Source organism: Brevibacillus sp. 7WMA2 (assembly GCF_010748895.1).
In the GTDB taxonomy this organism is placed as follows: domain Bacteria; phylum Bacillota; class Bacilli; order Brevibacillales; family Brevibacillaceae; genus Brevibacillus_B; species Brevibacillus_B halotolerans.
On the sequence record NZ_CP048799.1, the window covers coordinates 2,093,999 to 2,118,138 of the forward strand.

At 40.1% G+C, this 24,140-nt stretch carries 26 protein-coding genes; 8 read left to right on the forward strand and 18 right to left on the reverse strand.

Translation table 11 applies throughout. From position 1 onward, the window contains the following. The first annotated feature begins 238 nt into the window (after positions 1 to 238). Positions 239 to 628 carry a helix-turn-helix domain-containing protein gene (locus GOP56_RS08045; RefSeq protein ID WP_003337046.1) on the forward strand — a complete coding sequence of 130 codons (390 nt, stop codon included), beginning with the start codon at positions 239 to 241 and terminating at the stop codon, positions 626 to 628. Here the strand turns inward: GOP56_RS08045 and GOP56_RS23340 are convergent. The 6 genes from GOP56_RS23340 to GOP56_RS08065 all read right to left on the reverse strand — a co-directional run bounded on the left by GOP56_RS23340 (position 625) and on the right by GOP56_RS08065 (position 4,140). Continuing rightward, positions 625 to 792, reverse strand: coding sequence for a hypothetical protein (locus tag GOP56_RS23340; RefSeq protein ID WP_022584449.1), 168 nt, complete (start codon positions 790 to 792; stop codon positions 625 to 627). The two genes, GOP56_RS08045 and GOP56_RS23340, sit on opposite strands and share 4 nt — an antisense overlap. Before the next feature lie 170 nt (positions 793 to 962). Next, entirely contained in the window at positions 963 to 1,337 is a 375-nt protein-coding gene (locus GOP56_RS08050) for a LytTR family transcriptional regulator DNA-binding domain-containing protein (RefSeq protein WP_031413806.1), read from the reverse strand. Then, a complete protein-coding gene (locus tag GOP56_RS24185; RefSeq protein WP_256380010.1) occupies positions 1,334 to 1,468 on the reverse strand; it encodes a hypothetical protein in 135 nt (44 codons plus the stop codon). Before GOP56_RS24185 ends, GOP56_RS08050 begins: the two co-directional genes overlap by 4 nt. Then, positions 1,465 to 1,986 (reverse strand): accessory gene regulator B family protein, encoded by a 522-nt coding sequence (locus tag GOP56_RS08055; protein ID WP_163245345.1) that lies wholly within the window; start codon positions 1,984 to 1,986, stop codon positions 1,465 to 1,467. The genes GOP56_RS24185 and GOP56_RS08055 overlap by 4 nt, the downstream gene beginning before the upstream one ends. Beyond that, complete coding sequence (locus GOP56_RS08060; RefSeq protein WP_254068672.1) at positions 1,979 to 2,536, reverse strand: hypothetical protein; 558 nt, start codon at positions 2,534 to 2,536, stop codon at positions 1,979 to 1,981. Before GOP56_RS08060 ends, GOP56_RS08055 begins: the two co-directional genes overlap by 8 nt. Positions 2,537 to 3,498: 962 nt before the next feature. Then, positions 3,499 to 4,140 carry an FMN-dependent NADH-azoreductase gene (locus tag GOP56_RS08065; RefSeq protein WP_162988359.1) on the reverse strand — a complete coding sequence of 214 codons (642 nt, stop codon included), beginning with the start codon at positions 4,138 to 4,140 and terminating at the stop codon, positions 3,499 to 3,501. Between the two features lie 239 nt (positions 4,141 to 4,379). Here GOP56_RS08065 and GOP56_RS08070 point away from each other — a divergent pair, with 239 nt between their 5' ends. Genes GOP56_RS08070 through GOP56_RS08080 form a run of 3 tightly spaced genes read left to right on the forward strand, consistent with a single transcriptional unit; the run spans position 4,380 to position 5,663 of the window. After that, entirely contained in the window at positions 4,380 to 4,982 is a 603-nt protein-coding gene (locus tag GOP56_RS08070) for a TetR/AcrR family transcriptional regulator (RefSeq protein WP_163245347.1), read from the forward strand. Between the two features lie 7 nt (positions 4,983 to 4,989). Further along, a complete protein-coding gene (locus GOP56_RS08075; protein ID WP_174250710.1) occupies positions 4,990 to 5,346 on the forward strand; it encodes a DMT family transporter in 357 nt (118 codons plus the stop codon). Between the two features lie 2 nt (positions 5,347 to 5,348). Beyond that, entirely contained in the window at positions 5,349 to 5,663 is a 315-nt protein-coding gene (locus tag GOP56_RS08080; protein ID WP_003337035.1) for a DMT family transporter, read from the forward strand. 132 nt (positions 5,664 to 5,795) lie between these two features. Here GOP56_RS08080 and GOP56_RS08085 read toward each other — a convergent pair whose 3' ends face one another. The 8 genes from GOP56_RS08085 to GOP56_RS08120 all read right to left on the reverse strand — a co-directional run bounded on the left by GOP56_RS08085 (position 5,796) and on the right by GOP56_RS08120 (position 16,415). Next, positions 5,796 to 7,151 (reverse strand): 6-phospho-beta-glucosidase, encoded by a 1,356-nt coding sequence (locus GOP56_RS08085; protein ID WP_163245349.1) that lies wholly within the window; start codon positions 7,149 to 7,151, stop codon positions 5,796 to 5,798. After that, complete coding sequence (locus GOP56_RS08090) at positions 7,138 to 7,473, reverse strand: PTS sugar transporter subunit IIA (RefSeq protein WP_163245350.1); 336 nt, start codon at positions 7,471 to 7,473, stop codon at positions 7,138 to 7,140. The genes GOP56_RS08085 and GOP56_RS08090 overlap by 14 nt, the downstream gene beginning before the upstream one ends. A 29-nt stretch (positions 7,474 to 7,502) precedes the next feature. Continuing rightward, on the reverse strand, positions 7,503 to 8,270 hold the full coding sequence (gene chbG, locus GOP56_RS08095; RefSeq protein WP_163245351.1) for a chitin disaccharide deacetylase: 768 nt from the start codon (positions 8,268 to 8,270) through the stop codon (positions 7,503 to 7,505). Positions 8,271 to 8,289: 19 nt separating this feature from the next. After that, positions 8,290 to 9,639 (reverse strand): PTS cellobiose transporter subunit IIC, encoded by a 1,350-nt coding sequence (gene celB / locus GOP56_RS08100; RefSeq protein ID WP_003337030.1) that lies wholly within the window; start codon positions 9,637 to 9,639, stop codon positions 8,290 to 8,292. Positions 9,640 to 9,654: 15 nt separating this feature from the next. After that, the gene (locus tag GOP56_RS08105; protein ID WP_003337029.1) at positions 9,655 to 9,957 is read right to left on the reverse strand and encodes a PTS sugar transporter subunit IIB; all 303 of its coding nucleotides are present in this window, start codon (positions 9,955 to 9,957) and stop codon (positions 9,655 to 9,657) included. 186 nt (positions 9,958 to 10,143) lie between these two features. Continuing rightward, positions 10,144 to 12,957 (reverse strand): sigma-54-dependent transcriptional regulator, encoded by a 2,814-nt coding sequence (locus GOP56_RS08110; protein ID WP_163245352.1) that lies wholly within the window; start codon positions 12,955 to 12,957, stop codon positions 10,144 to 10,146. 109 nt (positions 12,958 to 13,066) lie between these two features. Continuing rightward, positions 13,067 to 14,269: a lysophospholipid transporter LplT gene (gene lplT / locus GOP56_RS08115; RefSeq protein WP_096886187.1), complete on the reverse strand. Its 1,203-nt coding sequence runs from the start codon at positions 14,267 to 14,269 to the stop codon at positions 13,067 to 13,069. Between the two features lie 19 nt (positions 14,270 to 14,288). Continuing rightward, a complete protein-coding gene (locus tag GOP56_RS08120; protein ID WP_163245353.1) occupies positions 14,289 to 16,415 on the reverse strand; it encodes an AMP-binding protein in 2,127 nt (708 codons plus the stop codon). Between the two features lie 333 nt (positions 16,416 to 16,748). Here GOP56_RS08120 and GOP56_RS08125 point away from each other — a divergent pair, with 333 nt between their 5' ends. Further along, on the forward strand, positions 16,749 to 17,999 hold the full coding sequence (locus GOP56_RS08125) for an S-layer homology domain-containing protein (RefSeq protein WP_163245354.1): 1,251 nt from the start codon (positions 16,749 to 16,751) through the stop codon (positions 17,997 to 17,999). Positions 18,000 to 18,104: 105 nt separating this feature from the next. On the opposite strand, the gene GOP56_RS08130 is transcribed toward GOP56_RS08125, so the two are convergent. Continuing rightward, positions 18,105 to 18,575 carry a GNAT family N-acetyltransferase gene (locus GOP56_RS08130; RefSeq protein ID WP_003337024.1) on the reverse strand — a complete coding sequence of 157 codons (471 nt, stop codon included), beginning with the start codon at positions 18,573 to 18,575 and terminating at the stop codon, positions 18,105 to 18,107. A gap of 158 nt (positions 18,576 to 18,733) precedes the next feature. On the opposite strand from GOP56_RS08130, the gene GOP56_RS08135 reads away from it, so the two are divergent. Together GOP56_RS08135 and cbpB are read left to right on the forward strand one after the other, a co-directional pair. Further along, a complete protein-coding gene (locus GOP56_RS08135; RefSeq protein ID WP_101668657.1) occupies positions 18,734 to 19,606 on the forward strand; it encodes a lipoate--protein ligase family protein in 873 nt (290 codons plus the stop codon). Positions 19,607 to 19,895: 289 nt separating this feature from the next. Continuing rightward, the gene (gene cbpB / locus GOP56_RS08140; protein ID WP_003341260.1) at positions 19,896 to 20,336 is read left to right on the forward strand and encodes a cyclic-di-AMP-binding protein CbpB; all 441 of its coding nucleotides are present in this window, start codon (positions 19,896 to 19,898) and stop codon (positions 20,334 to 20,336) included. A 150-nt stretch (positions 20,337 to 20,486) separates the two neighbouring features. Here cbpB and GOP56_RS08145 read toward each other — a convergent pair whose 3' ends face one another. The 3 genes from GOP56_RS08145 to GOP56_RS08155 form a co-directional block, all read right to left on the reverse strand. After that, positions 20,487 to 21,548, reverse strand: a complete 1,062-nt coding sequence (locus GOP56_RS08145; protein ID WP_163245355.1) for a YheC/YheD family endospore coat-associated protein — start codon at positions 21,546 to 21,548, stop codon at positions 20,487 to 20,489. A gap of 167 nt (positions 21,549 to 21,715) precedes the next feature. Beyond that, positions 21,716 to 22,270, reverse strand: a complete 555-nt coding sequence (locus GOP56_RS08150) for a tRNA 5-(aminomethyl)-2-thiouridylate-methyltransferase MnmM (protein WP_163245356.1) — start codon at positions 22,268 to 22,270, stop codon at positions 21,716 to 21,718. Positions 22,271 to 22,286: 16 nt separating this feature from the next. Beyond that, the gene (locus GOP56_RS08155; RefSeq protein WP_163245357.1) at positions 22,287 to 23,024 is read right to left on the reverse strand and encodes an MBL fold metallo-hydrolase; all 738 of its coding nucleotides are present in this window, start codon (positions 23,022 to 23,024) and stop codon (positions 22,287 to 22,289) included. A 51-nt stretch (positions 23,025 to 23,075) separates the two neighbouring features. Between GOP56_RS08155 and GOP56_RS08160 the strand changes: the two genes are divergently transcribed. Further along, positions 23,076 to 24,134 carry a YkvI family membrane protein gene (locus tag GOP56_RS08160; RefSeq protein ID WP_003337016.1) on the forward strand — a complete coding sequence of 353 codons (1,059 nt, stop codon included), beginning with the start codon at positions 23,076 to 23,078 and terminating at the stop codon, positions 24,132 to 24,134. The last annotated feature ends 6 nt before the right edge of the window (positions 24,135 to 24,140 follow it).

The window sequence follows — 24,140 nt, forward strand, 5'->3', positions numbered from 1 at the left end:
TCAACTCAAGGAATTTCAAAATCTATTTTTTATCTTATAAGCAAATTATATTTTATGTAAAATAGTATGTAGTAACTAGCTTCTTTTGACAGAAATCCATGGTTGATATTCTGGGATAAACACGAAAAAACTTGAAATAAGTTCAAATCATTTATGTAGATATCTTGAATTTTCTTCATATTCCTTTTGAAGATACTTCAACTATCGTATAATTGTTAGAAAAAAATGGGGTGAGAATATGTCGACATTTGGTCAACGATTACAAAAATCTAGAAAAAAAGCAAAATTAACGCAGGAACAAGTGGCCAATAAGCTCGGACTTGACTACTCCACTATCTCCAAATATGAGAATGATCACTCGCAACCCGATAATGATACTCTTATTTCGCTAGCAGATTTATATTGGGTTACTGTAGATTATCTACTCGGTCGATCAGTCGAACAATCTGATCACGATCTCTCTTTAGTGGATGCATACCTGCCTAAGGAAAAATTAGAAAAATTAACTCCAAAACAAATGGAAAAGATTAATGATTTTCTGTCTTTACCTGAAGACATTCAGATGAATATTGGTACAATGATTGAAGCCGCTGTCGAAATCGTAAAAGACAAAAATCGTCCTGATTAGTAATCGAACTGATTATGGCGTTTTTTCGCATCTTCAATGATTTTCTCTATAAAACAAATAATGGAATTTATACTATAGTCTTTATTTTCGATTAAGTAGAGTTCGGCTAATTCAACGGCTTTCATTTTGGTATAATCTGTGAGTTGTACCGCTTTTATCTCCATTTTTTTCACCTACTTTAAAATTCTTTGCATATAAAAATTTATCATTAAATTATAGAATTTTTTGTCGAAAAATGAAGATAAAGCCTGTCTGTTCTACCCCCTTCAATTTTTCTTTACATTTATCAAAAATATCTGTATAATGTTATACCAAAAAAGAAAGAATCATCCATTTAATCCGGATGATTCTTTCTTTTCAAATGTTTTACTAATTCATATTTAGACCTAGAAACTGTTGTATAAGAACCATCGTCGAAGTAAGCTCTGATGAACAACGGATTCTCCACTACATAAGTAATATTTTCGAGATTAACAACATTTACAGCATCTAATGAAACAAAGCCGTATTTCCCCCAAGAAGCGCGAATCCCTTCTAAGGTAGTCACTCCAAGAAACACACCTTTGCTAGTATGGAAGCGTAAAATGCTATCTGAGTTTTTTTTTGGTCTAAAGAGATCTACATAATTAACCTCTTCTACTCCAAATTCTACAAAATCTGACTCATCGTACTTTCTTTCGATTCTAATCCCTGTTAGCCTAGGTTTCATTTTGCTTCACTTTGCTTTTTTAGTTCTTCTGGAACGACTGGACTACCGATACCAGCTTTGAACGAAACAGCAAAAGCTCTGGCCACGGCGGTAAGCATAACCGAAGTAATTTCTGCTATATGTTTTTTCATTGATACTCACCCCCCTTTGGAATTAATAGCAACGATTGTACAAAGAATGATAATGCAACTATGGGAGAACCGAAAACGAAATTCGTGCTTACAATTAAAACAGAGCTTACTTTTAACAGAAGCACTTTTCGAGGTACGGTCAGATTTTCATATGTACTATTAGGAGCAAAACCACATACTAGAATGATACTGATAGCTGTTAGTAAATATACAAAAAAATTGTTTACAGGAACATGCGGGATGACCGCAATAATTGCTGTTGTAACAAGAAAACATTGATCTAAGGATTTTAAATGATAGCCCCCCGAAAAAAAGCGTAGAATCACAAAAGATATCAACGCGATAAAGGTCCCCAGTAACTTATTTGTCCAAAACCCAATAAGAAACAAAAAGAAACAAATGAAAAATAAGTTAAGTAAAATAGAAAGAGCGTAGGATAATATTGCTACACTATTCGTACGCTCTGGACTTGCGTTTTTTATTTTAATAGACATAACTTCTGATAGTTTTTCAATCAATAATTTTGTCCCTCCTATATAACCAACGAAGTAAAAGTAATAGAGGGGCCAAAATTGGGAGGATTAACACCCATATGTCACCTTTAAAAATAAAAATCCAATATGTAGTTGATGAAAGAGTCAATATCCCCAACACCAACCCACAAATGATTCTTATCTTTAATGCGTCCAATTTTCCTTTTTGATATAAATCATGAGGTGGTTGCATAATGAAAGAAAACCCAAAGTTAAACATACCAATGAGCCAGCCTATCAATAAAACGGTCACATCGGTGATAAATTGAATCAAAAAAGTTCCCCACTCTACAAGACTTTTACCATCACTTAATGTCACCAATTCAAAGGATAGAAGAATAGGATAAATCACAAATTGAATTCCTAAATAACTTAGATAACCAATTGCGGTAATTAAGGCTGATTCATATACTCTTATTTTGAACAAAAGTCTGAAAAACACTACAATCAGAAAAAATTGCGCCCCAACATCAATCTGGTCTACTTCTAGTACAACTCGGTTTACAAACGATGTGATAGACAATGCTGTAGCCATGATTGAGAAGTCCCTCAAATACATCGTTACTGGTAGCCTAAATGCTTTGAAGGTTAAGAACAGAATAGTAAATGAATCAACGAATCCAAACAATACATACAAAAAACTTTTCATATTATATCCCCTATTTAGCCAAGATCAAAACGATGTAGGTGTTTTTGTACTCACGACCATACAATAGACTATCTCTTAGAGAGTGTAGCTCGCTCATAACTTCTTGGTGAAAAATGATCTCCTCGCCTAATCAGCTCAAGGGAGGTTTTTTTATTTTTAAGTAAGTAACCATCAAGGCTAAAAAGAACATGCCAAACATGGAAATCAAGAACAAACCCTGATATCCACTGTGTACCTTTATGTACTCACCTCCTTCCCAATTGGGATAAAAGAGAGTGTGCTGATCATCTCTTAAGTGCCGCATTCTATTGTACCTCGCTATTATAGCATGGATTTTTTACGTATTCTCTACTTTCATAAAATATCAATAAAAAGCATGTGAATCCTTATCAATTCAAGTATTTTCTTGTAAAAACACACAAAAAATAGCACAAATAAATCCCTAAAATCTGAATGCTAAACCTCATCCTCCCTCTGTTACTATTTTTGTCCAAACCAACAACAAGCAATGCCCACATGACATCTTGCCAAACGACGAATCACTATAAATGTTAGGTGATAGGAGATAGTGGCGTAGATACCGTATTGGTCGACAAACGACAGGTAGCCCATGGTAGCTCCTCTACTAACACAGGTCTTTACAATTTGCCAATGATAAATCACTGACATCCATGATTCATACTCTTAGCGAAGATATACTCTTCCCAACACTAGTATTGTTGATTCATTTGGGGAACAAAAGAAAAACGCCACAGCTTGTATGTAAGCCTGGCGTTTTCTTGCTGAATGGATTTTGTTTTTATATATTCTCTGACTTAATCTACTGGTCGTTTATCGTATGTTTATTTTTATTTACCAAACGTTTTCGCGATTTCAACAGCACGCTCTTTTGCTTTTGCCTTGATATTTTCTGCCTCAGCAGGAAGTGCATTCATGCCTTCTACTGCCAATGTTTCGTAGTCAGTGATACCGATGAAGTTCATTACTGCTTTTAAATATTTATCACCAAATTCAAAGTCAACAGCAGGACCCTCAGAGTACATGCCACCACGAGCTTGGATATGCAGAACTTTTTTACCGTTTAGTAAGCCTGCTGGACCAGCTTCTGTATATTTGAAGGTTTTTCCAGCGATTAATACGTTGTCAACGTATGCTTTCACTACAGGAGGGAAGCTCAAGTTCCACATTGGTGTTACGAATACATAGCGATCTGCTTCTAAGAACTGATCCAATACTTCACCCATGCGGCCAACTTTAGCTTGAGCTTCTGGAGATAAATCACCAAACGCAGTTCCTTGACGCAATTTGTTCCATGCATCTAGCACAGTTCCATCAATCATTGGAATATCTTCCTTGAATAGATCAACACGTACTACCTCGTCCTGAGGATTTGCTTGACGGTATGCATCTACGAAAGTTTGTCCCACACTTAGTCCAAAGGAATCCTCTACAGAGTTCGGATTTGCTGTAATATACAATACTTTTGCCATTTTTGTAATCATCCCTTCTGATGTATGTACCTTATTATGTGCTTGATAAGCCTGCTGCATGTAATACATTAATATTTATTTACTTACCTTATATAAGTATAGTACTTTTTGATAGAAAATTTGTCAACACATTTATTTAGAAAGTACCCTTCCATATTTTTCTGTATTCTTCATTTGACAAGAGTGAACTACCTGTGAGATGCTTTGCCTAACGAACGTTAGGTAGGAGGTTTTGTCTTATGACTGCAAACAAGATAAAAGAGGCTGCCTTGCAGTGCTTTGCTCAACACGGCTACGAGGGAACATCGCTTGCTCAAATTGCAGACGAGGTTGGAATAAAAAAACCTTCCATTTATGCTCACTTTAAGGCAAAGGAAGATCTTTTTCTGCACCTGATCCATGATGTATTTACGATTGAGAAGGCCAAGATGCAACAATTTTTAATGATCAATCAGGATCAGCCCCTAGCTACCTTGTTACCCGAATTGTTAAACCATTACAAAACAAATTTTACTTCCGATAGCACGTTTACCTTTTGGCTTCGGATGGCTTTCTTTCCCCCCTCTAGCTTGGTGGAGCCGGTTAGTGATGTGACCAATCAATTTTTAGACGAACTGGAGGCTATGCTAGTCCCCTTGTTCAAGCGTGCAAAAGAATTAAGAGAAATTCAGGTGGATGATCCCCAAGATGCCGCCATTGCCTTTCTTTGTTTAATGGATGGTCTATTTGCAGAATTATTGTTTGGTGGATCAGATCGATATGAGAAACGTTGGTCTTCCTCATGGAAAATTTTTGCCAAGGGAATACACCTTCGAATACACAGGGAAAGGGATTGGGAGTAAACCTATGATGAACCGGAACTGGACATACGTCCTTATCGCAGGCTTATTAGAAATTATTTGGGTCTCGGGGATTAAACACTCCTCTACCTGGTATGAATGGGCTGGAACAATAATCACGATTGCTCTTAGTTTTTTCGTGCTTATCCGTGCAACGACATTTCTGCCTATTGGCACGGTCTATGCGGTCTTTACAGGAATCGGTACGACAGGTACTGTTTTGACAGAGATGTTGTTATTTGGTGAACCGTTTCATTTAGCGAAAATAAGTCTTGTTGCATTATTGCTGATTGGTGTTATCGGACTGAAATTAATTACGTCTGATGATTCCAATACGAATGAAACAAAGATGAAAGGAGCGAGCTAAGCATGGGCTGGGTTTTCTTATTTTTTGCAGGATGCTTTGAAATTGTTGGCGTGCTTGGCTTAAAAAAGGTCTCATTGAAGCAGAGCTTAGCCTCTTATCTGATTTTAATGGGGGGATTCGCTCTTAGTTTTACCTTTTTGAACCTGTCGATGCAAAGTATCTCCATGGGTACAGCTTACGCAATCTGGACTGGCATCGGTACAGTTGGGAGCGCCTTATTGGGTATGCTTGTTTATAAGGAACCGAAAGAATGGAGGCGGATTTTATTTATTATGATGATTGTATCCGCTGCTATTGGTTTGAAAATAATCGCATAGATACTGCACAGCAAAGACGAGTGGAAAAGCACAGAAGGTTGAGATTGCGAGAATGTTCAATATTTCGCAATGACACCTCTGTGCTTTTTGTATAGGTGAAATGACTGACTATCCCATTTCTTTTTGTTTCATCTAGACGTTACCAACCTCTGCGGTCACTTTCCTTGTCTCCTCTTTGAAAAACTGGGGCAGATAGGGCTTATGTGCTTCCAGCATTTCATCTAAAATCGTTTTAGCGATGGAGTCTGATGGAATTAACGGATTAATGCTCATGGCTAGCAATGCTTTATGGTAATCGCCTGTCACTGCTGCTTCGATCGTCACGCGTTCAAAGGATTTAATTTGTTGAACTAAACCGTTTACGGCGATTGGCAGCTCTCCCACCGAGATTGGCACAGGTCCTTCTTTTGTGATAACGCAGTTCACTTCGACAGCCGAATCAGGAGAAATCCCCGCAATGGCACCGTTGTTACGAACATTAACCGGTTGAATATCCCGTACATCATTATAAATCGAGTAAATAAGATTACATGCCGCATCACTATAGTATGCGCCGCCTCGTTTCTCTAGCTGTGGTGGCTTGATCGCCAACTCAGGGTCTTTATACAGTTCAAACAATTCCGCTTCTACCTTCTGAACTACCTCAGCTCTCGTTCCTTCTTTTTTCGCCGCTTCTCTTTCATGTTCAAGCATCGGTCCAGTCTGATAATAATAACGATGATAGGGACATGGCAATAAGCCTAGCGCCCGAATAAACTCTTTTTCCCACCCCATATCTGCAATATTTTTCACGGAAGGACCGGTTTCCTCGTCACTTGTCAGCTTATCAATTACTTGCTGGGTTACCTTCTTGCCATCCAGATAGACGTTTGTACCGAAAACCATATGATTTAACCCTGCAAAATCAATATGCACGCGACTACCATCTACATCCAGCATCTTGGCAACAGCCATTTTCATACCTACTGGAACATTGCAAAGACCTACGACTTTTTTAATATTGCTGTGACGCAGAACTGCCTCGGTCACCATTCCTGCTGGATTGGTAAAATTAATGAGCCATGCTTCTGGACATAGCTCTTCCATATCCCTACTAATGTCTAAAATTACTGGGATAGTGCGCAATGCCTTAAACAGACCACCTGCACCGTTTGTTTCCTGACCAATGCATCCATGTTTTAATGGTATACTTTCGTCTAATCCACGAGCCTTCAGTAGACCTACACGTAATTGAGTCGTAACAAAATCTGCTCCTAGCAGGGCTTCTCTGCGATCCAATGACAAATGAATTTGCATGGGAACACCAGCATTCTCCACCATGCGTTTTGCTAAATTGCCTACGATTTCTAACTTTTCTTTGCCTTCTAAAATATCGACCAGCCAAAGCTCACGTACAGGTAATTCCGCATACCGCTTGATAAAGCCTTCAACTAACTCTGGTGTGTAGCTGGAACCACCGCCAATGGTTACGATTTTAATTCCGCTCAACTGTAAGTCCCCCTTTGATGTTTATTTTTGCATAAAGGTCTATGAACTCGTTTGCTAAGTCTTTCACTGTGATTGCATTCATTAAATGATCCTGCGCGTGGATCATTAATAGGGTTACTTCTGTCTTGTTTCCGCCCGCTTCTTCCTGAATTAAAGAAGTTTGAATATGGTGCGCTTCACGTAGCTCTGCAGTCGCTCCGTCCATTAGCTTGCGTGCTTCCTCTATTTCTCCTCGCTTTGCCGCTGCAATTGCCTCCATAGCGAAGCTTTTTGCGTTGCCACCATGTAATATTATGTGAAATGCTACATCTGTAATTTCCATATGGTTGCCTCCTATCCCATGCACTACTGTCAGCCTAGTTGTTCAAATGTAATCAATTGTATATCTCGGCAGTTCAACCGTTTTGTAACATGCGGGTCAGTCAAAATCGCCAATTCGTTCATACGTTGAAGCGCATAGCTGCTCCCTTGGTAAAGTGGTTGGTCGATAAAAGCCGGATGTGTCATAATCTCCAGTGATTCAGCTCCAGCATGCTTATCGAGAATTTGTTCCAGGGACTCAAGGGAAAGCTTATCTCCATAAAAACTCTGATCGAAAGCAGCAGTGCTTTTTATGCCTGCTGGTAATCGATTAGTCTCATCAGGTGTGCGGAGAAGACGAAGCGGCAAATGATACCGCTCCGCCAATTTCAACACAATAGGCAATATTTTTTCATGCGCATGTACATGATGATGACTATCAATATGGGTTGGTTTCTTTCCGTATGAGAGAAATGCTTCTACTTGATGTGTAAATTCTTTCTCTACATCTTCTGTATTTATGTGATGAAATACATCCGGCAGTGAGTGAAAATGACCTGATTCATTTACTAAGGAAGGTACGTCGTCACCAAGTGGTTTGCCACAGGTCAAAACCAAATGAATTCCTACTCCTAACGCTGAATGCTGTTTGGCCAGTAAAAAGGCATGATCTACCTCGGGCATATTCATCATCATCGTAGTCGATGTAACAACCCCGCATGCATGAGAAGTAATAATTCCATAGTTGACTCCTTTTGAGTAACCAAAATCATCGGCGTTTATAATCAGTTTCGTAACGATTCCTCCCTTCCCGTGCATCTAATTAACACAATTGTTCTTATGCTTGTAATGTGGTGACAGCTTGATTTTTTGTTGCCTCCTGCTCTTCCTTGCATTTTTGGCGATCCCACAGACGTATAAATGGGTAATAAATCGCAAAAGCGAGTATAAAATTGATTAATTGTAGGACTAATCCGGATGTTTTAGCCCCAGTCGCGAGATAACCACTAACTAACAATGGAGTGGTCCATGGCACGGATATTCCGCTTGGTCTCGCTACAAGTCCCGTGGACATTGCAAAATAAGAGACACATAAAAGAACAACGGGCGTTACTATAAATGGAATAATTAAGAGCGGGTTCATGACGATCGGTACCCCGAAGATCACCGGTTCGTTAATGTTAAATAACCCTGGTGCAAGAGATAGTCTTCCTAAGCTTTTCATCTGCTGGCTCTTTGCCAGAAAAGCCATGGCAACAACCATTGCAAGCGTTGTACCTGATCCGCCAATATAGAGCCATAAATCAAAGAATTGAGTCGTGATAACATTCGGTAATTCTGCATTAGGATTGCTCATGTAAACAGCTCGGTTTGCATCCATCAGCGTTAACCAGATCGGGCTCATTACACTGCCAACCAAATTGGCTCCATGCAAGCCGCAAGCCCATAAAAGATGAATAAGAATAACAGCGATTAAAGCACCTGCGAAGCTGGAACCCAGTGCCTGTAGGGGAACTCCTAATAGTGTTTTAACAACATTGTGTACGCTTTCAAAAGTAGTAGCTTCCATAATCAAACGAATAATCCAGCAGGTTCCAAGTACAATAAAGGCTGGAATCAGTGCAACGAAGGATTTCGCAACCGCTGGTGGTACACCTGGCGGCATTTTTAAAACAATGTCCTTTTGTATAACAATACGGAAAATTTCTGTCGATAAAAGAGCCATAATCATGGCAACAAACAAGCCTTGACTTCCCATTAATGTTACCGGTATGACACCGCTAACCTGTATGGCTGTTTCTGTGCCAGCCGGAGTAAACATCGTGTTGTATGGCGTTACTAGCAAAAAGGAGGCAACAGATATCGATGCTGCCGATAAAGGGTCCACCTTATACTTTTCCGCTAACCGATACGCTATACCAAAACTAGCAATGAGTGCCATAATATCAAAGGTAACGCCTACCGGATATAAGAGCTTTGTACGCCATAGCTCTCCAAAAATCCCCTTCATAAAGTCATCATAACCCTCGATTGGAATAAACCCAATAACCAAACATAAGGAGCCGACAATTAGCAGGGGAGTTGTTAAAACGATACCGTCACGAATGGCTTGTAAGTGCTTCTGCCCAGCGACTTTCCCTGCAATGGGCATTAGCGCTCTCTCGAATAATTGAACGAGTCTGTCCATCGATATCACTCCTATCTATTTCTTCATGTGTAAGGCAGCTTCTAGTACCTTTTGGCCATTGACCATTCCATAGTCAACAGGGTTTATAACATCAACGGGTATATTTCTCGCTTCGCCTTCCTTTTTAAATTCTGCTAATTTATAACGGATTTGCGGTCCGAGCAGCACAACCTCTGCTTTATCCCAGTTATCACGCATATCATCTGCAGATATAGCCCAAATCGTCGCTTCGATTCCTTGCTCCTTTGCTGCCTCCTCCATTCGAGTTACAAGTAGGCTAGTTGACATTCCTGCTGAACAACATAGTACGATATTCATCTGTATATACCCCCTCTGGTCATGTAAGTGCTTACATTTTACTTATTTTGCAAATATGATGCCAAAACACTAATGATGTATATGTAGGCTGTCATCCTTTCATTCTTCCATTAGTGTTTCGCTTGTCCATAAGAAAAACGAAACACTAATCTATAGTGTTTCGTCCTAAATACAGTGAGTGTTTACTTATACATGAGACTGATTTGCTTCACTCATAAGGAAAAATTTCGCGAGATAACAAATTTCATTTTCTTCCACCATGATTCCATACGTCAACTCAATTGGCTGCATTTGTCCTTGTATAACAGTAAGCATCTCTTTAAAATGCTCTTTGTACGCTTCCTTTTCTTTAAATTCTGCTACTTCTCCTCCGCCTTTCAGCCGATCAATCATACAGCACATATGCAATGTAATCCCCATCAATTCATCCTGATATAGCTTCTGCTGTAGTTTTCGTTCCATGCGTTTAATAGTAGCACGTACATCTGCTAGGACTTGTTCGCCTGAGAGATATTTTAAATGAGCTTCTAGTGTTTCACCCATTTTTTTATAAATTTCTTCCTGGTTGATAATTTGCTGAATCTCAGGAATAGCCTGTAAGCTTAAGACCTGCTCAATATTGTATTGAGGTGCATCTATATCCAATCGAAAATTGCTGACAATACACAAAATCTGGCGGTTTGTCTTTAGTGCCTCCAGCTCCTGTTTCGCTTTGTTTTGATCCACACATGTAATCGGTATAATTTGTAAGGATTCGTTATGAAAGCGAAGATAATTTTTCAATAGATTTTTAATCACAAGTGCGCTTCCTTCACCTGTCAAGCACGCTGTTACGATCACTTGCTTTGGTAGCTTATTACGTTCCCGTTTAACAGACTGTTCTTGTATTTCATGACTTGATACCGCTAACACGCTTTGATAAATCTCGTCTAATGTAGAACCGGATATCGCTTTGCGGGTAGCTTCTAAAACATGCGTGGTACTAACCAAGGGGATCACTTTTACCGGTATTCCCAATTCTTTTTGGACGATTTCTCCAAAGGTAAGTAAAGAGCCCATATCTACTAAAAACAGCAGACCCTCTTCATTCCCAATCGTTTTGGCAATTTCTTTGGCTTTTTCTAATAATTCATGGGGAGGCTTTTCTAAGGGCATATCTAAAGGAACAGCATGATTCGTTCCTAAGAGGCGATTTGTCACCTCTACCATGGAGGTCGCACTGGAATTACCGTGCATCATGACGAGAATACCCACATAATTTTTGATCTCCTCAGGCTGTGCTTCGTCAAGTACAAAGAACATGCAGAGAAAACCTGCCTCGTCTAGCGGTATGTCGAGATCAAAAGCCTCTTCTATCTTACTCACACATTCAAGAGCTACCATGAATTCAGCCTTATGTAGCTTGCTAATTTGATTCAATTGCGGATTTGAGATTGTTTTTCCCCTTCCAATCCGATCAATGAGTGTCTGAATATGCAAAGACATTCCCAGTAGAACATTGCGTGTTAATGTTCTATTCAATATAGTCTGGGCATACGTAACGATGTCCTCGACCAGATTGACAATTTCGGGGTGGACAATTTTCAAGACATCTTCCTGATTGAAGCTTTTTCGTACATTAGTCAAATAAGTAGTGAAATACTTTTCAATCTCACTAGTCAAGACTGTGTACAGCTCTGTATCAGATACTCCCGTAGCTCGCAATTGTACAATCTTTTGTTCCATTCGTTCGTAGATATTATTGTCCATTACCGATGAATCTTCTATAATATATGGTTCTTGATCGGGATGAAACAAAAAATACTTCTTTTCCCCAATAAGCTTCTCGATATTTTGTCTATTCTGCTCCACATGCAGCACGCCCTCTTTTACATGAGGGGGAAGATCAGCGGTAGTAATTTGCATTTCTGTTTTCCGCAAAGATATAAAATCGGCATATGCCTTTGCACAGGATAGGCGAATATCCGTTTTCAATTGACCAATGTTGTTTGGACAGTCGTACAGGAGAAGCGCACGGATAGAATTACCTGAGACATGAATATCCTTCCCTAAACGATAAGACTCTTCTTGAAAAAATTGTTTGATTAGCTGTAGCCGCTCCTCCAGTCCTCTTTCTTTTAAGGAAGGCAGAGAAATCATCATAGGAATTCGTCTGGTAAAAGTCGCGAGCAATGCAGAGGTAGGATTCTCTGTTGTCGCCGCAATTAATCGTACATTTGCCTGACGCACTCCATCTGTTTCTCCTACGCGTCTGAAGAAGCCTTTATCGATGAAAGTAAATAACATTTCCTGCCCTTCAGACGGTAAGCGGTGAACCTCATCTAAAAACAGAATGCCAGTGTCAGCAGCTTCCATTAATCCTTGTCGATCATGATCAGCGCCAGTATAGGCACCCTTTTTTACACCAAATAATTGGCCTACCAATAATTGAGCATTGTGAGCATAGTCTGCACAGTTAAAAGTGATAAACGGAGCAGTAGCTGCTAAGATTCCTTTTTCCACAGCATATTCGTACATAAGCCCAGCAAACATGGTTTTCCCAACACCCGTTTCCCCAAAAAGTAGCGTATGCATGCCATGGGGCGGATAGAGCAACGCAGCCTTAGCTTGTTCAATGAGTGCCGCTAAGCTCTGGCAATCTCTAGCCAACTGGTCCATTACACTTGTTTGTAGCTGATTTTCGCTATGATGTATATTCCTCTTAAGCTCCGGCGGAAAAGAACCCGCTCTCTTACGTTCCCAAGTCTGCTTCCCTTCCGTTTTCCTTTGTTCGGACAAACCTGCGTTCATCAAAGCTTTAGGTTGAATCCCAGGCAAGGAGAAGCGTACAGGCCTAGTTGTACTTTTCTCTATACGACCTTCTCTCCAAAGCTGGTTTAAATCAGAGCTGACATTGGCTCGACTTAACGAGAGAAGCTCAGCCAGCTCTTGGGCACTGCTTGCTTGTCCTTCACGCGATCTGGATACAATCTGTTGCATAATCAGCTCTATGCGTTTCATTTCATCACCTTGTGCCGATTTTTAACTGACAGCCTTCACTATGAAAACTCTTTCATGATCCATCATCTCATATTTATATTCATTCATCCATGCATCATTTTTGTGAAAGTTAGATTCGCTTGGTTCGAGCTCGATCTACCTCTGGAATTTTGAATACTAGATAACCAAGAAAGACTACAAGAAGAATACCCTGAAATAAAATGGCAAAGGAAACAGAGCCGCCCATATAGGATACAGCATAGTAAATAACCGTTCCCCCTAGCATTAAGCTATTCTCTACAAAATTTTGGACCGCAATCGTTTTACCTGATCCGATGATTTGAAGTCCTTGCTCCTGAATGACAGTGTTCATCGGAACGATAAATACCCCGCCCATAAAGCCAACAGCAAGCAACATCAGAATAGCAATGAATGTTGAATGTATCCAAGGAAACAGCATAATACAGCCAGTCATAAGAAATCCATAGAGAATGGCTTTCGTAAATCTAGATAAAGGAATCACCTTCGGAGCAAAAAAGGCTCCTCCAATAATGCCAATGGAGGTAGTCGCTAGTATAAGGGATACACGAAAGTCGTTCTCTGCAAAACCCAGGGCAAGCGGAATCCAAGCAAGCACAGCAATCCGAAGTACCGCCGAACTCATCCAGAATGCCCCTGTTCCTATCAGTGCGTAGTGTGTAGTCGGATGACCGTACAGCAAACGAAAATTTTCAAAAAATAAGCGGATTTCTTTTCTGATTTTAATATGGCGATTGCCTCGCTGCATTGGGATGTAAAAGGTCATCGCAATCGAAGCCGCAAAGAGCAGCAAGCAGATGCTCGAAGAAACCATGACACTAGTAACGGCCGCAATGGCCCCTCCTCCTCCGATTCCTAGCAAAATAGCCAGTATCGTATAGGCCTCAATCCGTGAATTAGCTTCAAATAACTCCATTTCATTTTCAGTAAGCTCTACTAATATGCCGTACTTGGCTGGTGAGTAGACAACCGCTCCTATTCCTACAGTAAAGTAACTAGCCATCAACGCTATAATGCTTTGGTGGTCTACCGTCATTAATAATACGATGCCTAAAAGCTTCAAAAAATTACCTACAAGTAAAACGGCTGTTTTCGAATACTTATCTGCTATGGGCCCTACCACAGGTGCCATTACAATAAACGGCACGAAAAATGCCATGGAAACTAAGGCAAGCGCGACAGGAGAAAAGCCATTTTGTCTTAACAGATTGGCAATCACAAATAATGCCATGTTATCAGCAAACGCAGATAAAAACTGAGTGATATATAAATACTGCAAGGCTTTATTTTTCACGAATGCCGCTCTCCTCTCCCTATCGTTTAGATGGGGTCTCTTGTTCTGCCCATTGTTTTAATGTTACATAGTCCACCTTACCGCTTCCTAATAAAGGAAGTTCCTCAATTTCCACAATTTTAGAAGGAACCAATAGTGCTGAGAAGCCTTTAGCTATCACGTATTCCTTAATCTCACGCATTGTAATGGGAGTAGAGGTAAATAGATAAATGCGCTCTCCTTTTCGCGGATCACCTGTGGTAACAGCAGCGAGCCTCGTATCTTGCACTACCTCCGTAACCAGTTGCTCAACTAAATTTAGTGAGACCATTTCACCTGCAATTTTTGCAAAACGTTTTTTCCGAGCTACAATGGAAATATACCCTTCGTCATCCACTGTTACGATATCTCCACAATCGTAGTACCCTTCTCTTGGCTCGAAGCCTTTTCCATGAAATAAATAGCCCTTCATGACATTTGCTCCATCCACCCAAAGATTGCCGCCTTCCGCTATGCCTTCAATCTTCTCTAATTCGTAACGAATACCTGGCAAAAATTGACCGACTGTTCCCTTTTTATGCTGTAGTGGAGTGTTCAGTGAAAGGATTGGAGAAGCTTCTGTTGTACCATATCCCTCCATTACCCTAATGCCGAATTTATCCATCCAAAGCTGTCGAACCTCATCCTTTAATTTTTCTGCTCCCGCCACTACATGACGCATAGCGTAAAAATCGTATGGTTTGGCAGTCCGAGCATATCCTGCAAGGAATGTAGACGTTCCAAATAACACGGTACAATTGCGATCATAAGCAATCTCTGGAATCACCTTGTAATGAAGCGGCGAGGGGTAAAAAAACACAGGGATTCCTGTCACAATCGGTAAAATCGTACCTACCGTTAACCCAAAGCTGTGAAACATGGGTAAGGTATTTAAAAATTTGTCTTTCGATGTCATATCCATCATGGCCAAGACCTGCTGAATATTGTTATAGATATTACTGTGTGTAAGCACCACTCCTTTTGGTTTGCTCTCGCTTCCAGATGTAAATAAAATAAGTTCACTTTCCTGTAATGGATTCACCTTTAAAGCACGCTGTTTGCTCACATAAGCAACCATCGCTTTTCCTTTATCAGTTGTGCTAATCGATGCTTTTACGTCTTCTAGGTAAATAACCCGAATATGTTTGGCAAGCGCATCAGCCATCACCTGTAAATTAGCCTTCTGAATAAACTCTCTGGAGGTTAAAATGGTGGAAATACTCGCTGTTTCACAAGCATCCAATACCGTCTGAACCCCCATACTAAAGTTGAGGAGAGCGACCGTTTTATCTAAATAAAATAACGAAAATAAAGCTACGGTATGCCCAAGTGATGTAGGTAATAATGTGCCGATGCGTTGCTCCTGCTGAACAAGATCCTGTAATTTATTCCCTAATGCATATGTACTTATGACCAGCTTTTTATACGTTATTGACTGTGTTAATTCTTCCCCAATCATCCGGTTTGGACCATTAAGACGACAGGCATCTAGCATTTCATTAAATAATTGCACATGGTGCTTCTCTTTGGCATAAAATAATTCTGTTTGCATCGTTCTCAGGACTGTATTTCCGGCCTTTTCCTTTTGAATACGTTTCGATACTCCCTCTTTTGCTGGAATCGTATAGGCCTCACCAATACGGATACGCACCTTGGGGAATAAATGCGTTTTCCACTTATCCGTAATGTAAGAAAATGGTGTTCGTTCAGGCCCCACCAATGTAACGGGATAAATAGTGGCCCCTGTGCGAAGAGCAATATAACCGAGCCCACTATATATTTTCATGATTCCACCAGTCGTTGTAATTCTCCCTTCAGGAAACAACACCAAAGGAACTCCAGCCTTAACCTCACGCACAATTTTGCGGATGGAATAAGAATTAAAAGGATCAACCGTTATAAATTTTCGTTGTGATAAAAAGCTGGCATATTTTTTGGCAATATCCGTATTTACCACATAGCATACTTCTTTAGGAAGATTGCAGGCCAGTAATACGGCATCTAATATGGAAACGTGATTTGGTGCTAAAATAACCGGCTTGGAAAAATCGAGTTTTGAGAGTCCCTCAATCTCAACTCGATAACTCGTATTAACCACCGTTTTTAACAAACTATCTACAATACCCACACCATTCCACCTTTCTCCCTTTTTCTCTTTAACTTGTATTCTCAAAAAATCATAACAGACTTGTCAACTAATATATACTTTCATCTTCTAATCCCAACCATACATCTTATGTAGGATTTGCTTTTTCTATCTTTTTTCTTAGCATATTCTACTCTCCGTTGTTCAAAACAAGTCTTTTTAGCCAGATAAGAATACCTCTCAGGAAATTAGCCCTACTCAATCAGCCCTATTTTTTATTTTTTCTGATAAATACCGAAACTAACTCGTTGTTTTGCGCGTCAAGGATTTTGACAAACATCACATATTTGTGAAAAAGAACATGAGGAGGAAACCATGAAAAGGATATCTGCTTTATTGCTGTCGTTCCTATTGCTGTTTTCCATGATGCCCCTGCTAGCACAAGCTAAAAACACAAATTTCTGGGATGTCTCGCGAGATCATTGGGCTTATGAGGCAATCACTGACATGGCCACCAAGGGAATTATTGATGGCTACAGTGACGGTTCGTTTCGTCCAAACTCAAAAGTGACCCGTGCCGAGTTTGCTAAAATTATGATTGCAGCAGCAGGAGTCCAATTGGGGGATAAATGGGGGATTTCTCAGACCTTTAAAGATGTACCGCGCAGCCACTGGGCATTTACGTATGTCGAGCATGCAAAGCCTTACCTGACTGGCTACAAGTCAGGCTCAACCTACAGCTACAAGCCTGATCAGAATGCCGTACGTGAAGACATTGCCGTAGCTTTGGTGCGCCTGCTGGGCTATGATCAATCAAAATCAGCAAAAGTATCTTTATTAAATCAATTCAGAGACAAAGAAAGAATTTCTTACAATCTTCGCACCTTTATCGCAATCGCCTTAGATAATGATCTGATTAAAGGCTTCAACGATGGTACCTTCCGACCACAAGATGCCATTACACGCGCGGAAGCCGCCTCTCTATTGTATCGAGCTAAGCTAGATGAGCAAAAAGTCGTTTTCCCAACTGATCCTACTTCTCCCGTCCCGCAACCAAAGCCTGATCAAAAAACAAGAGAAGTGGTTGATGATTTTTCAGATAATCAATTGAAAAAATGGAACAGTACGCGAGGAACTGGATCGTGGGTGGTTTATGATAAGCGTGTAACAGCTTATAGCAATGACAGCGCTCTAAAGCATTATCTCCTGCCCCTAAAAGATAAGGTAAGCAGGGATGATACAGAATGGGAAATATCAGTAGATATTATTCCTGTCAAAACCGATGCGGAAGCCGGTATATTTATTAATGGGAACGATGGAGAAGCTGATATCGTTTATCTAACAAAGGATTCTCTACAGATTCGCCACCTGCCTGATCCTGAAAAGAAAGAGACAAAAGCTATCGCAAGCATTGCCACCAAGCTAACAACCAACAATAGCCTTAAAATAAAAGCTAGCGGTGATACATTATCCGTTTATCTAAACGGCACCAACATCTATACGCTCCAAAATGTGAACTGGGATCATTCCGAAATAGGATTATATATGAGTAAGGATGCTTTTAAACAGATTCCATCAAAGACTACCTGGTTTGACAATTTCACATTTATCGCTACGAAAAAATAAAAAAAGCTGGTCCCCTGAACATTTCGTTATATGATAAAGGTACCATTTTTTATTGTTTGGTACCTTTGGCGAAATGTTCTGGGAAGCCAGCTTTTTTTTGCTGTTTTACAGATTTTTTTTTAAAATCACCATATCTAAAGCACGAATTCCATTTTCCCAAATTGGATAGGGGTATTGCAAAAAGAAATCGGCTTTGATTCCTGTAATTCGAAACCCTACCTTTTGATAAAACGCTAGATTATCCAAGCTAGAATTCGCTGTTCCTACAACCATCACCTTATAGTTGCCTTCTTTAGCCTTCTCTTCCAAACACGAAATGAATTGTTTGCCGTAGCCCTTTCCCTGCTCTCCTCTACATACCGCAATATTTTTAATTTCGACCATTTCTTCGGTACACGGAAGCAAAATGGCGATACCAAGCAAACGCTCCTCTGTATAAGCAGCGTACATATCTCCACGATGCTTATAGCGTGCAATCATCTCTTCTGATTCATCAGCCTCTAACAACAATCGATCATATTCACCTTTATCCCGCTCTTCCATGGGTACAAGGACTACAGTTACCTCCTCTGACAAATCGCTCTTCCTCTCTTACATGGACTTCTTGACTTTCTCCTCATATATTAAACAAATCACACCGAAAAATCCATCTTTTCTGAATACTCCTTTTTCCTAGCAGAGATTTTCATGACATGTGTATAATGGAGAAAGACACCTCTCTTACAGGAGGGTATTTGGGAAGGGGTTTTATTGTGTATTCTGAACTACTGCACTCTCCATTTACCTGGATTGATTCGGGCATCTACCGACAATCTCCGGTAGAACCGATCGCATTGGATGAAGCATTAGCTACTGCTATGAAAGAGCCTAATGCGAAACCAATTATCCATTTATGGATTTATGATAAAGCTTTTTGGTTGGGACGACGTGACGCCAAGCTTCCGCACTTAGAGCAAGCCTTGAAGGCATACAGTTATGAAGGGTACTCGGCTCTCCTCCGTTCCTCGGGCGGCGCATGTGTTCCACTGGACAGCGGTGTTTTAAATATGGCTATTTTATTCCCACAATGCAATCTGGCAATTGATGATTTTTATAAGCTAGCTGCTGATATTCTATCAGTCGGACTTGCTGACTACGGAAAGATTGAACTGGGAGAAGTCGTAGATTCCTATTGTGTAGGTGACTATGATTTTGCGCTTTCTGGTAAAAAAATTGGTGGAATGGCTCAACGCCGTACCCGCTATGGTTCCATTTTGCAGCTCTGTATCAATATTGAGGGTAGTGGAATAGAACGCGGAGCCCTGATGGAAGACTTCTATCATCAAGCTGGACTTTATGAAATGGAAGTAGCCCAGCGCCCTGTTCCTGCCGTTCGAAAGGAGACTATCGGCAGTATCTCCGAGCATATGGGACGTGCCATCTCCGTAGATGAAGTAAAAGAGCAGCTGTATTCTGCTATTTCAAACAAATGGACAGCTCCCAAGGGAGAATTACCTTTGACAGAAGCAGATAAAGAAGTCGCAATCCAGCATTTAACGGGACGCCTTGGCCTCTTCTCTTATACCGCAGCAGAGATTCAACAATCTGATTGGCGGTTACAAAAATAAATTCATAATCAATGAGGTCTTTTGCATATCTATAAAAAAGACATCTTCTCATTTTAAAAAACCTGAGGATTGACCCGCTCAGGTTTTTTCTTTTTCATCTATTTTGAGACAAAATGGGCAGCATACATAAAAGATTTAGGATAGTCAGGACTTATAAAAATTTGCTCAAGCTACTTCTACACTGTTTTTCAACTCATTTCAAATAGAGAAAAAAATGCATTTTTGCTTAATTTTTTATACAATACAAGAAGAATGTCCATTAACAATGAAAGGTAAGGAGGATCTTGCATTGATTAATCCTCAAGCTAAGCATATTTTCAATTACCCGATTATGGATTTAATATTGCCCGCCTCAAAAGTAGCTCATGTTCAATTGGGCAATTCTTTGGAACACGCTTTATTAGTATTGGTGAAAAGCAGATATTCGGCCATTCCTGTATTGGACTCTTCCTATAAAGTGATGGGACAAATTAGTAAAACAATGATACTGGAATCCATTCTAGGTTTAGAGCGTGTGGAGTATGAAACATTACATGAGCATCATGTAGAAGAGGTCATGGAACATAACATCCCTCGTTTACGCCCTACTGACTCTTTTCAACGCGCTCTAGAATTATCCATTAATCATCCGTTTGTGTGTGTCGAGGATGAGCAAGGTGTTTTTGAAGGAATTTTGACTCGTAAAGCAGTTCTTGCCCTCGTGTACCACCATTTCCGTAACGCCGAATAATACAGTCTCAGACCCACACCCCATGGTGATGTTAGAAATGAAGGAAAGGCCCGCATCCAACTTGGAGCAGGCCTTTTATTACACACACGCTTTTTCTATTTTCCCGTAACCAATAGCATGATGTCTGGCCGTCTAGCAGTCTACTAATCATCATTTTTTCTTTTTGTACAGAGTAGCTCCATATTCAAGTGGTGTTTTATAAGATTGATAAAACATGGTCTTCTCACCTGCTTTAAAAAATGAGTATCTTTGATCCCTTACGTTCGCCTCTATAAAATATGGTAATCCAGACCGGTCAATCCCCATATCTAAGCCCAGATCAGCTAGTGACGTTTCATGTTGTTCTAGCTCCTCTACAATGGCAAAGCATGCAGCCTTCAAACGATTCACAATGACGGGAATACTTTGAGTAGCAAACAGCGAGGCCAGAACTGTTTCCAATTGTTCTGCCCTACCACCTTGTGCTAAGTTACTTAATTTATTGGTAGGATTTTCCAATTTCGCTACCATCCCTGATATCTTCCATTCATGCAATTGATTTTTTTGAATAGAAACACGCACATCAAAAGTTCGATCCTGATACTTGCAAAGCGGAATACCTTGTTGAATAATGTAGGTTTTGTTCTTGATCCAGTTTTCCACAAACTGTACAAGTTCTTCTACATGCTGAAAGCTTTCCTTTGTTTGCGACGAGTAGAAAAAATATCCCTCTGCCTTACGTTCTATTCGAGCAACTCCGACCCCTACTGATCCGACTACCGGTTTGATGTAGATAAAAGAATATTTATTCAGCATGTCGGTAAAGGCTTGTTTACGAAATAGCTTGGTTTCTGGAATGTAATGACGTAAATTATCCTGTCCCCAAAGTCTCTTGTGCACCCTCCATTTATTGCGTGTGACAATTCCGTTATACACTTGGCTTATTTTTTCTAATTTTTTTATCCGAAAAATCGTAGCTTTCTTGCCAGAAAGTAATCGATTGTGAATGACTTTTGGGATTATAAAAGTGGATGGTACCAGCTTCTTATCTCTCCATACATAGCCTTTAATTTTATTCGTGGCAAAGTTTATTTGATCAGCATGAAAAAACACAGTCTCTAGTCCAAGCCTAGCCCCAATCTCTACATAAAAAGCCAGCCGCTCATAGGTGTGTCGTCGTCGTCTGTTCAAGGAAATAACTTTCTTATCAAGCATGATTCCGATTTTTTCCACATTCATCCCTTCCTACATCATTTCTTCAGTACATTTTTCTTTTTTATTACTCTATGTAGGCCGCAGACAGATGGGTTGCCTATTTTTTATCTGCTTGATTTCAACTGAAAAAACCGAGTAATGAATAGATCCATTACTCGGCTAGGGCTGACGATATCTGTTTTGTCTTATCTTTTTTCAATGGCAATGATAAAAGGAGCTTGGTTTTGTTGATTCATATATTGATAACGAAGCACAAGGTATTCTGTCTGCGGTAGTTTTTCACAATAATCAACAACCGCCTCCTTCTCTATAGTCCCTGCTTCGTGCCCCCAGTAAATAATGATCGTCATGATTCCACCAGTCCTGAGCTTATCCAATCCGGCTTCAATAGCACGAATGGTGGTATTAGCCTGTGTCGTAATATCCTTATTTCCACCTGGTAAATATCCTAAATTAAACATAACAGCTCCGATTGCTACCGGAATCTCTTTCATTTGCTCGTGGCTGGTTAATAATAAATTCACCCGCTCTACTACCTGTTCGCGTTCTAAACGTGCTCGGGTTTTCTCAATCGCTTCCGATTGAACATCATAAGCGTACACTTTTCCTCTTTCCCCAACTAGCTGAGCAAGAAATAATGTGTCATTTCCATTGCCCATAGTGGCGTCCACTACCGTCTCTCCTTCTTCTACTCGTTCTCTAATATATTGACGTACAACTTCTAAAACATTTGGAAACACGTTAGCTCTCTCCTTTTTATATCTCTATCTGTAATCCTATCCTTGCAACATAGCATGATTCCCCATATGAGCTTGCTTGCTCGTATACATCCTCGTCTTTTGTATTATGAAATAGATGCGTAATTAATAATGCTTTTGCTTTTATATCATTGGCAATCTGGGCAGCTTGCCGCACTGATAAATGGCCAGTCGGCTTGTTCGGTTCAAAGCCGTCAAGATACGTTCCTTCACATATAAATAAATCAGGCTCCATAACCCTCTCCCAATTCGTTTGCATCCCTGTATCTGCACCATAGAGGATTGTTTTTCCATTATACGTAAACATCATGGCATAACATAAAATGGGGTGATCTGTTTTAACAAAACGAATAGTGATGTCTCCTACAATTATTTCTGTCTGCTCAGTTATCGGCTTAAAAACTGTTGCTTCTTTATAGGCCATTTGACTGCTAAATTCGACTGGCTCTGTCGGAGCATAAATGGGTACAGGTTGATTGGCACGAATCCCTTCTACTCTTTGATGCACATTCAAACCATACTGCAAAACTCCAACATCAGCAATATGATCTTGATGATAATGTGATAAGAAAACCGCATCTAGCTGATGAATTGGTATGTATTTTGTTACCTGACTGATTACCCCGCTCCCACAATCAATTAATATATTCTTTGATTCTGTTTGTAATAAATAACCAGGGGTAGCTCCTCCAGGTCCTGGATACGGTGATTGAAAGCCTAACACAGTCATACGCATGTTTTCACTCTCCATTTCATAGGATGTAGTATGGTGGACAGGAGGTACTCAATGCAAAATTCATGGAAAACTATTTTGCAGATCGCCTTTACTTATATCGGAACGGTTGTAGGCGCTGGATTTGCTTCAGGTCGAGAGATTCTCGAATTTTTTGTACGGTTTGGACCCTATGGCTTAGTTGGCATTGGCATTGCTAGTCTATTATTTGTATGGTCTGCTATACAGGTTATGCTGGTAGCACAGCGTATACAGGCCAAATCCTATCAGGAAGTTAGCTTCTACCTGTTTGGTAAAACGATCGGCACTTTTTTTAATACAATCTTACTCCTAGTTCTCATCGGGACAACTTCCGTCATGCTTGCTTTTACTGGTTCACTTTTTAAAGAATCGTTCCATTTACCAGCTCAGCTTGGAATTTGGGTAAGTATGATATTTATTTTCCTGGTAACAGCTAGAGGTATGGGTGCTATTCATATGGTAAATAGTATTTTTGTTCCAATCCTTATTGGATTTACGCTACTTGTCTTTTTCTACACGAAGCCTTGGGATAGCACTGCCTCCGTAGCCGGCTTGCCTCTTGATGAACTAGAAGCTGACGGATGGCTCCAATCTCCCATCTATTATGTATCACTAAACGTTGCATTAGCCCAAGCAGTCCTAGTCCCTATTGGACGTGAGTGCCCCTATAGGCGTACTTTGATTTACGGAGGTTTAGTTGGCGGTTTGGGTATTGGCTTGCTTCTCTTTCTCGCATATGCATCATTATTGGACAATATGCCCCACGTTCAATTTGTAGATACGCCTACTATTTTCATTTTGTCTGGACTAGGCAAAACGATTACCTTTCTTTTTGCATTATTGGTCTATGCGGAGGTTTTCTCCTCGCTCGTTGCCAATCTGTTTGGATTAGTTGAACAGGTGAAAAGCTATATTAACGTTCATTTTTCACTAATCCTATTGATCATACTGCTAATCTGCTATGGAGTTAGCTTCGTAGGATTTAGTTCTTTGCTTACTATATTGTACCCGCTTTTTGGACAGATTGTCGTGTTCTTTTTGGTGATGCTATTTTATCGCCAAATGATGGATCGATCAAAGCAATTGAATTGATATTTG

Excerpts from the sequence above, each read along its gene's own strand:
- celB (WP_003337030.1), bottom strand. The coding sequence starts at position 9,639 with ATGGACAGACTCGTTCAATTATTCGAGAGAGCGCTAATGCCCATTGCA.
- GOP56_RS08090 (WP_163245350.1), bottom strand. The coding sequence starts at position 7,473 with ATGGAAATTACAGATGTAGCATTTCACATAATATTACATGGTGGCAAC.
- GOP56_RS08060 (WP_254068672.1), bottom strand. The coding sequence starts at position 2,536 with ATGGCTACAGCATTGTCTATCACATCGTTTGTAAACCGAGTTGTACTA.
- GOP56_RS08125 (WP_163245354.1), top strand. The coding sequence starts at position 16,749 with ATGAAAAGGATATCTGCTTTATTGCTGTCGTTCCTATTGCTGTTTTCC.
- GOP56_RS24185 (WP_256380010.1), bottom strand. The coding sequence starts at position 1,468 with ATGAAAAAACATATAGCAGAAATTACTTCGGTTATGCTTACCGCCGTG.
- GOP56_RS08160 (WP_003337016.1), top strand. The coding sequence starts at position 23,076 with ATGCAAAATTCATGGAAAACTATTTTGCAGATCGCCTTTACTTATATC.
- GOP56_RS08070 (WP_163245347.1), top strand. The coding sequence starts at position 4,380 with ATGACTGCAAACAAGATAAAAGAGGCTGCCTTGCAGTGCTTTGCTCAA.
- GOP56_RS08065 (WP_162988359.1), bottom strand. The coding sequence starts at position 4,140 with ATGGCAAAAGTATTGTATATTACAGCAAATCCGAACTCTGTAGAGGAT.
- GOP56_RS08080 (WP_003337035.1), top strand. The coding sequence starts at position 5,349 with ATGGGCTGGGTTTTCTTATTTTTTGCAGGATGCTTTGAAATTGTTGGC.
- chbG (WP_163245351.1), bottom strand. The coding sequence starts at position 8,270 with ATGCACGGGAAGGGAGGAATCGTTACGAAACTGATTATAAACGCCGAT.
- GOP56_RS08075 (WP_174250710.1), top strand. The coding sequence starts at position 4,990 with ATGAACCGGAACTGGACATACGTCCTTATCGCAGGCTTATTAGAAATT.
- GOP56_RS08050 (WP_031413806.1), bottom strand. The coding sequence starts at position 1,337 with ATGAAACCTAGGCTAACAGGGATTAGAATCGAAAGAAAGTACGATGAG.
- GOP56_RS23340 (WP_022584449.1), bottom strand. The coding sequence starts at position 792 with ATGGAGATAAAAGCGGTACAACTCACAGATTATACCAAAATGAAAGCC.
- GOP56_RS08045 (WP_003337046.1), top strand. The coding sequence starts at position 239 with ATGTCGACATTTGGTCAACGATTACAAAAATCTAGAAAAAAAGCAAAA.
- GOP56_RS08105 (WP_003337029.1), bottom strand. The coding sequence starts at position 9,957 with ATGAATATCGTACTATGTTGTTCAGCAGGAATGTCAACTAGCCTACTT.
- GOP56_RS08110 (WP_163245352.1), bottom strand. The coding sequence starts at position 12,957 with ATGAAACGCATAGAGCTGATTATGCAACAGATTGTATCCAGATCGCGT.
- GOP56_RS08155 (WP_163245357.1), bottom strand. The coding sequence starts at position 23,024 with ATGCGTATGACTGTGTTAGGCTTTCAATCACCGTATCCAGGACCTGGA.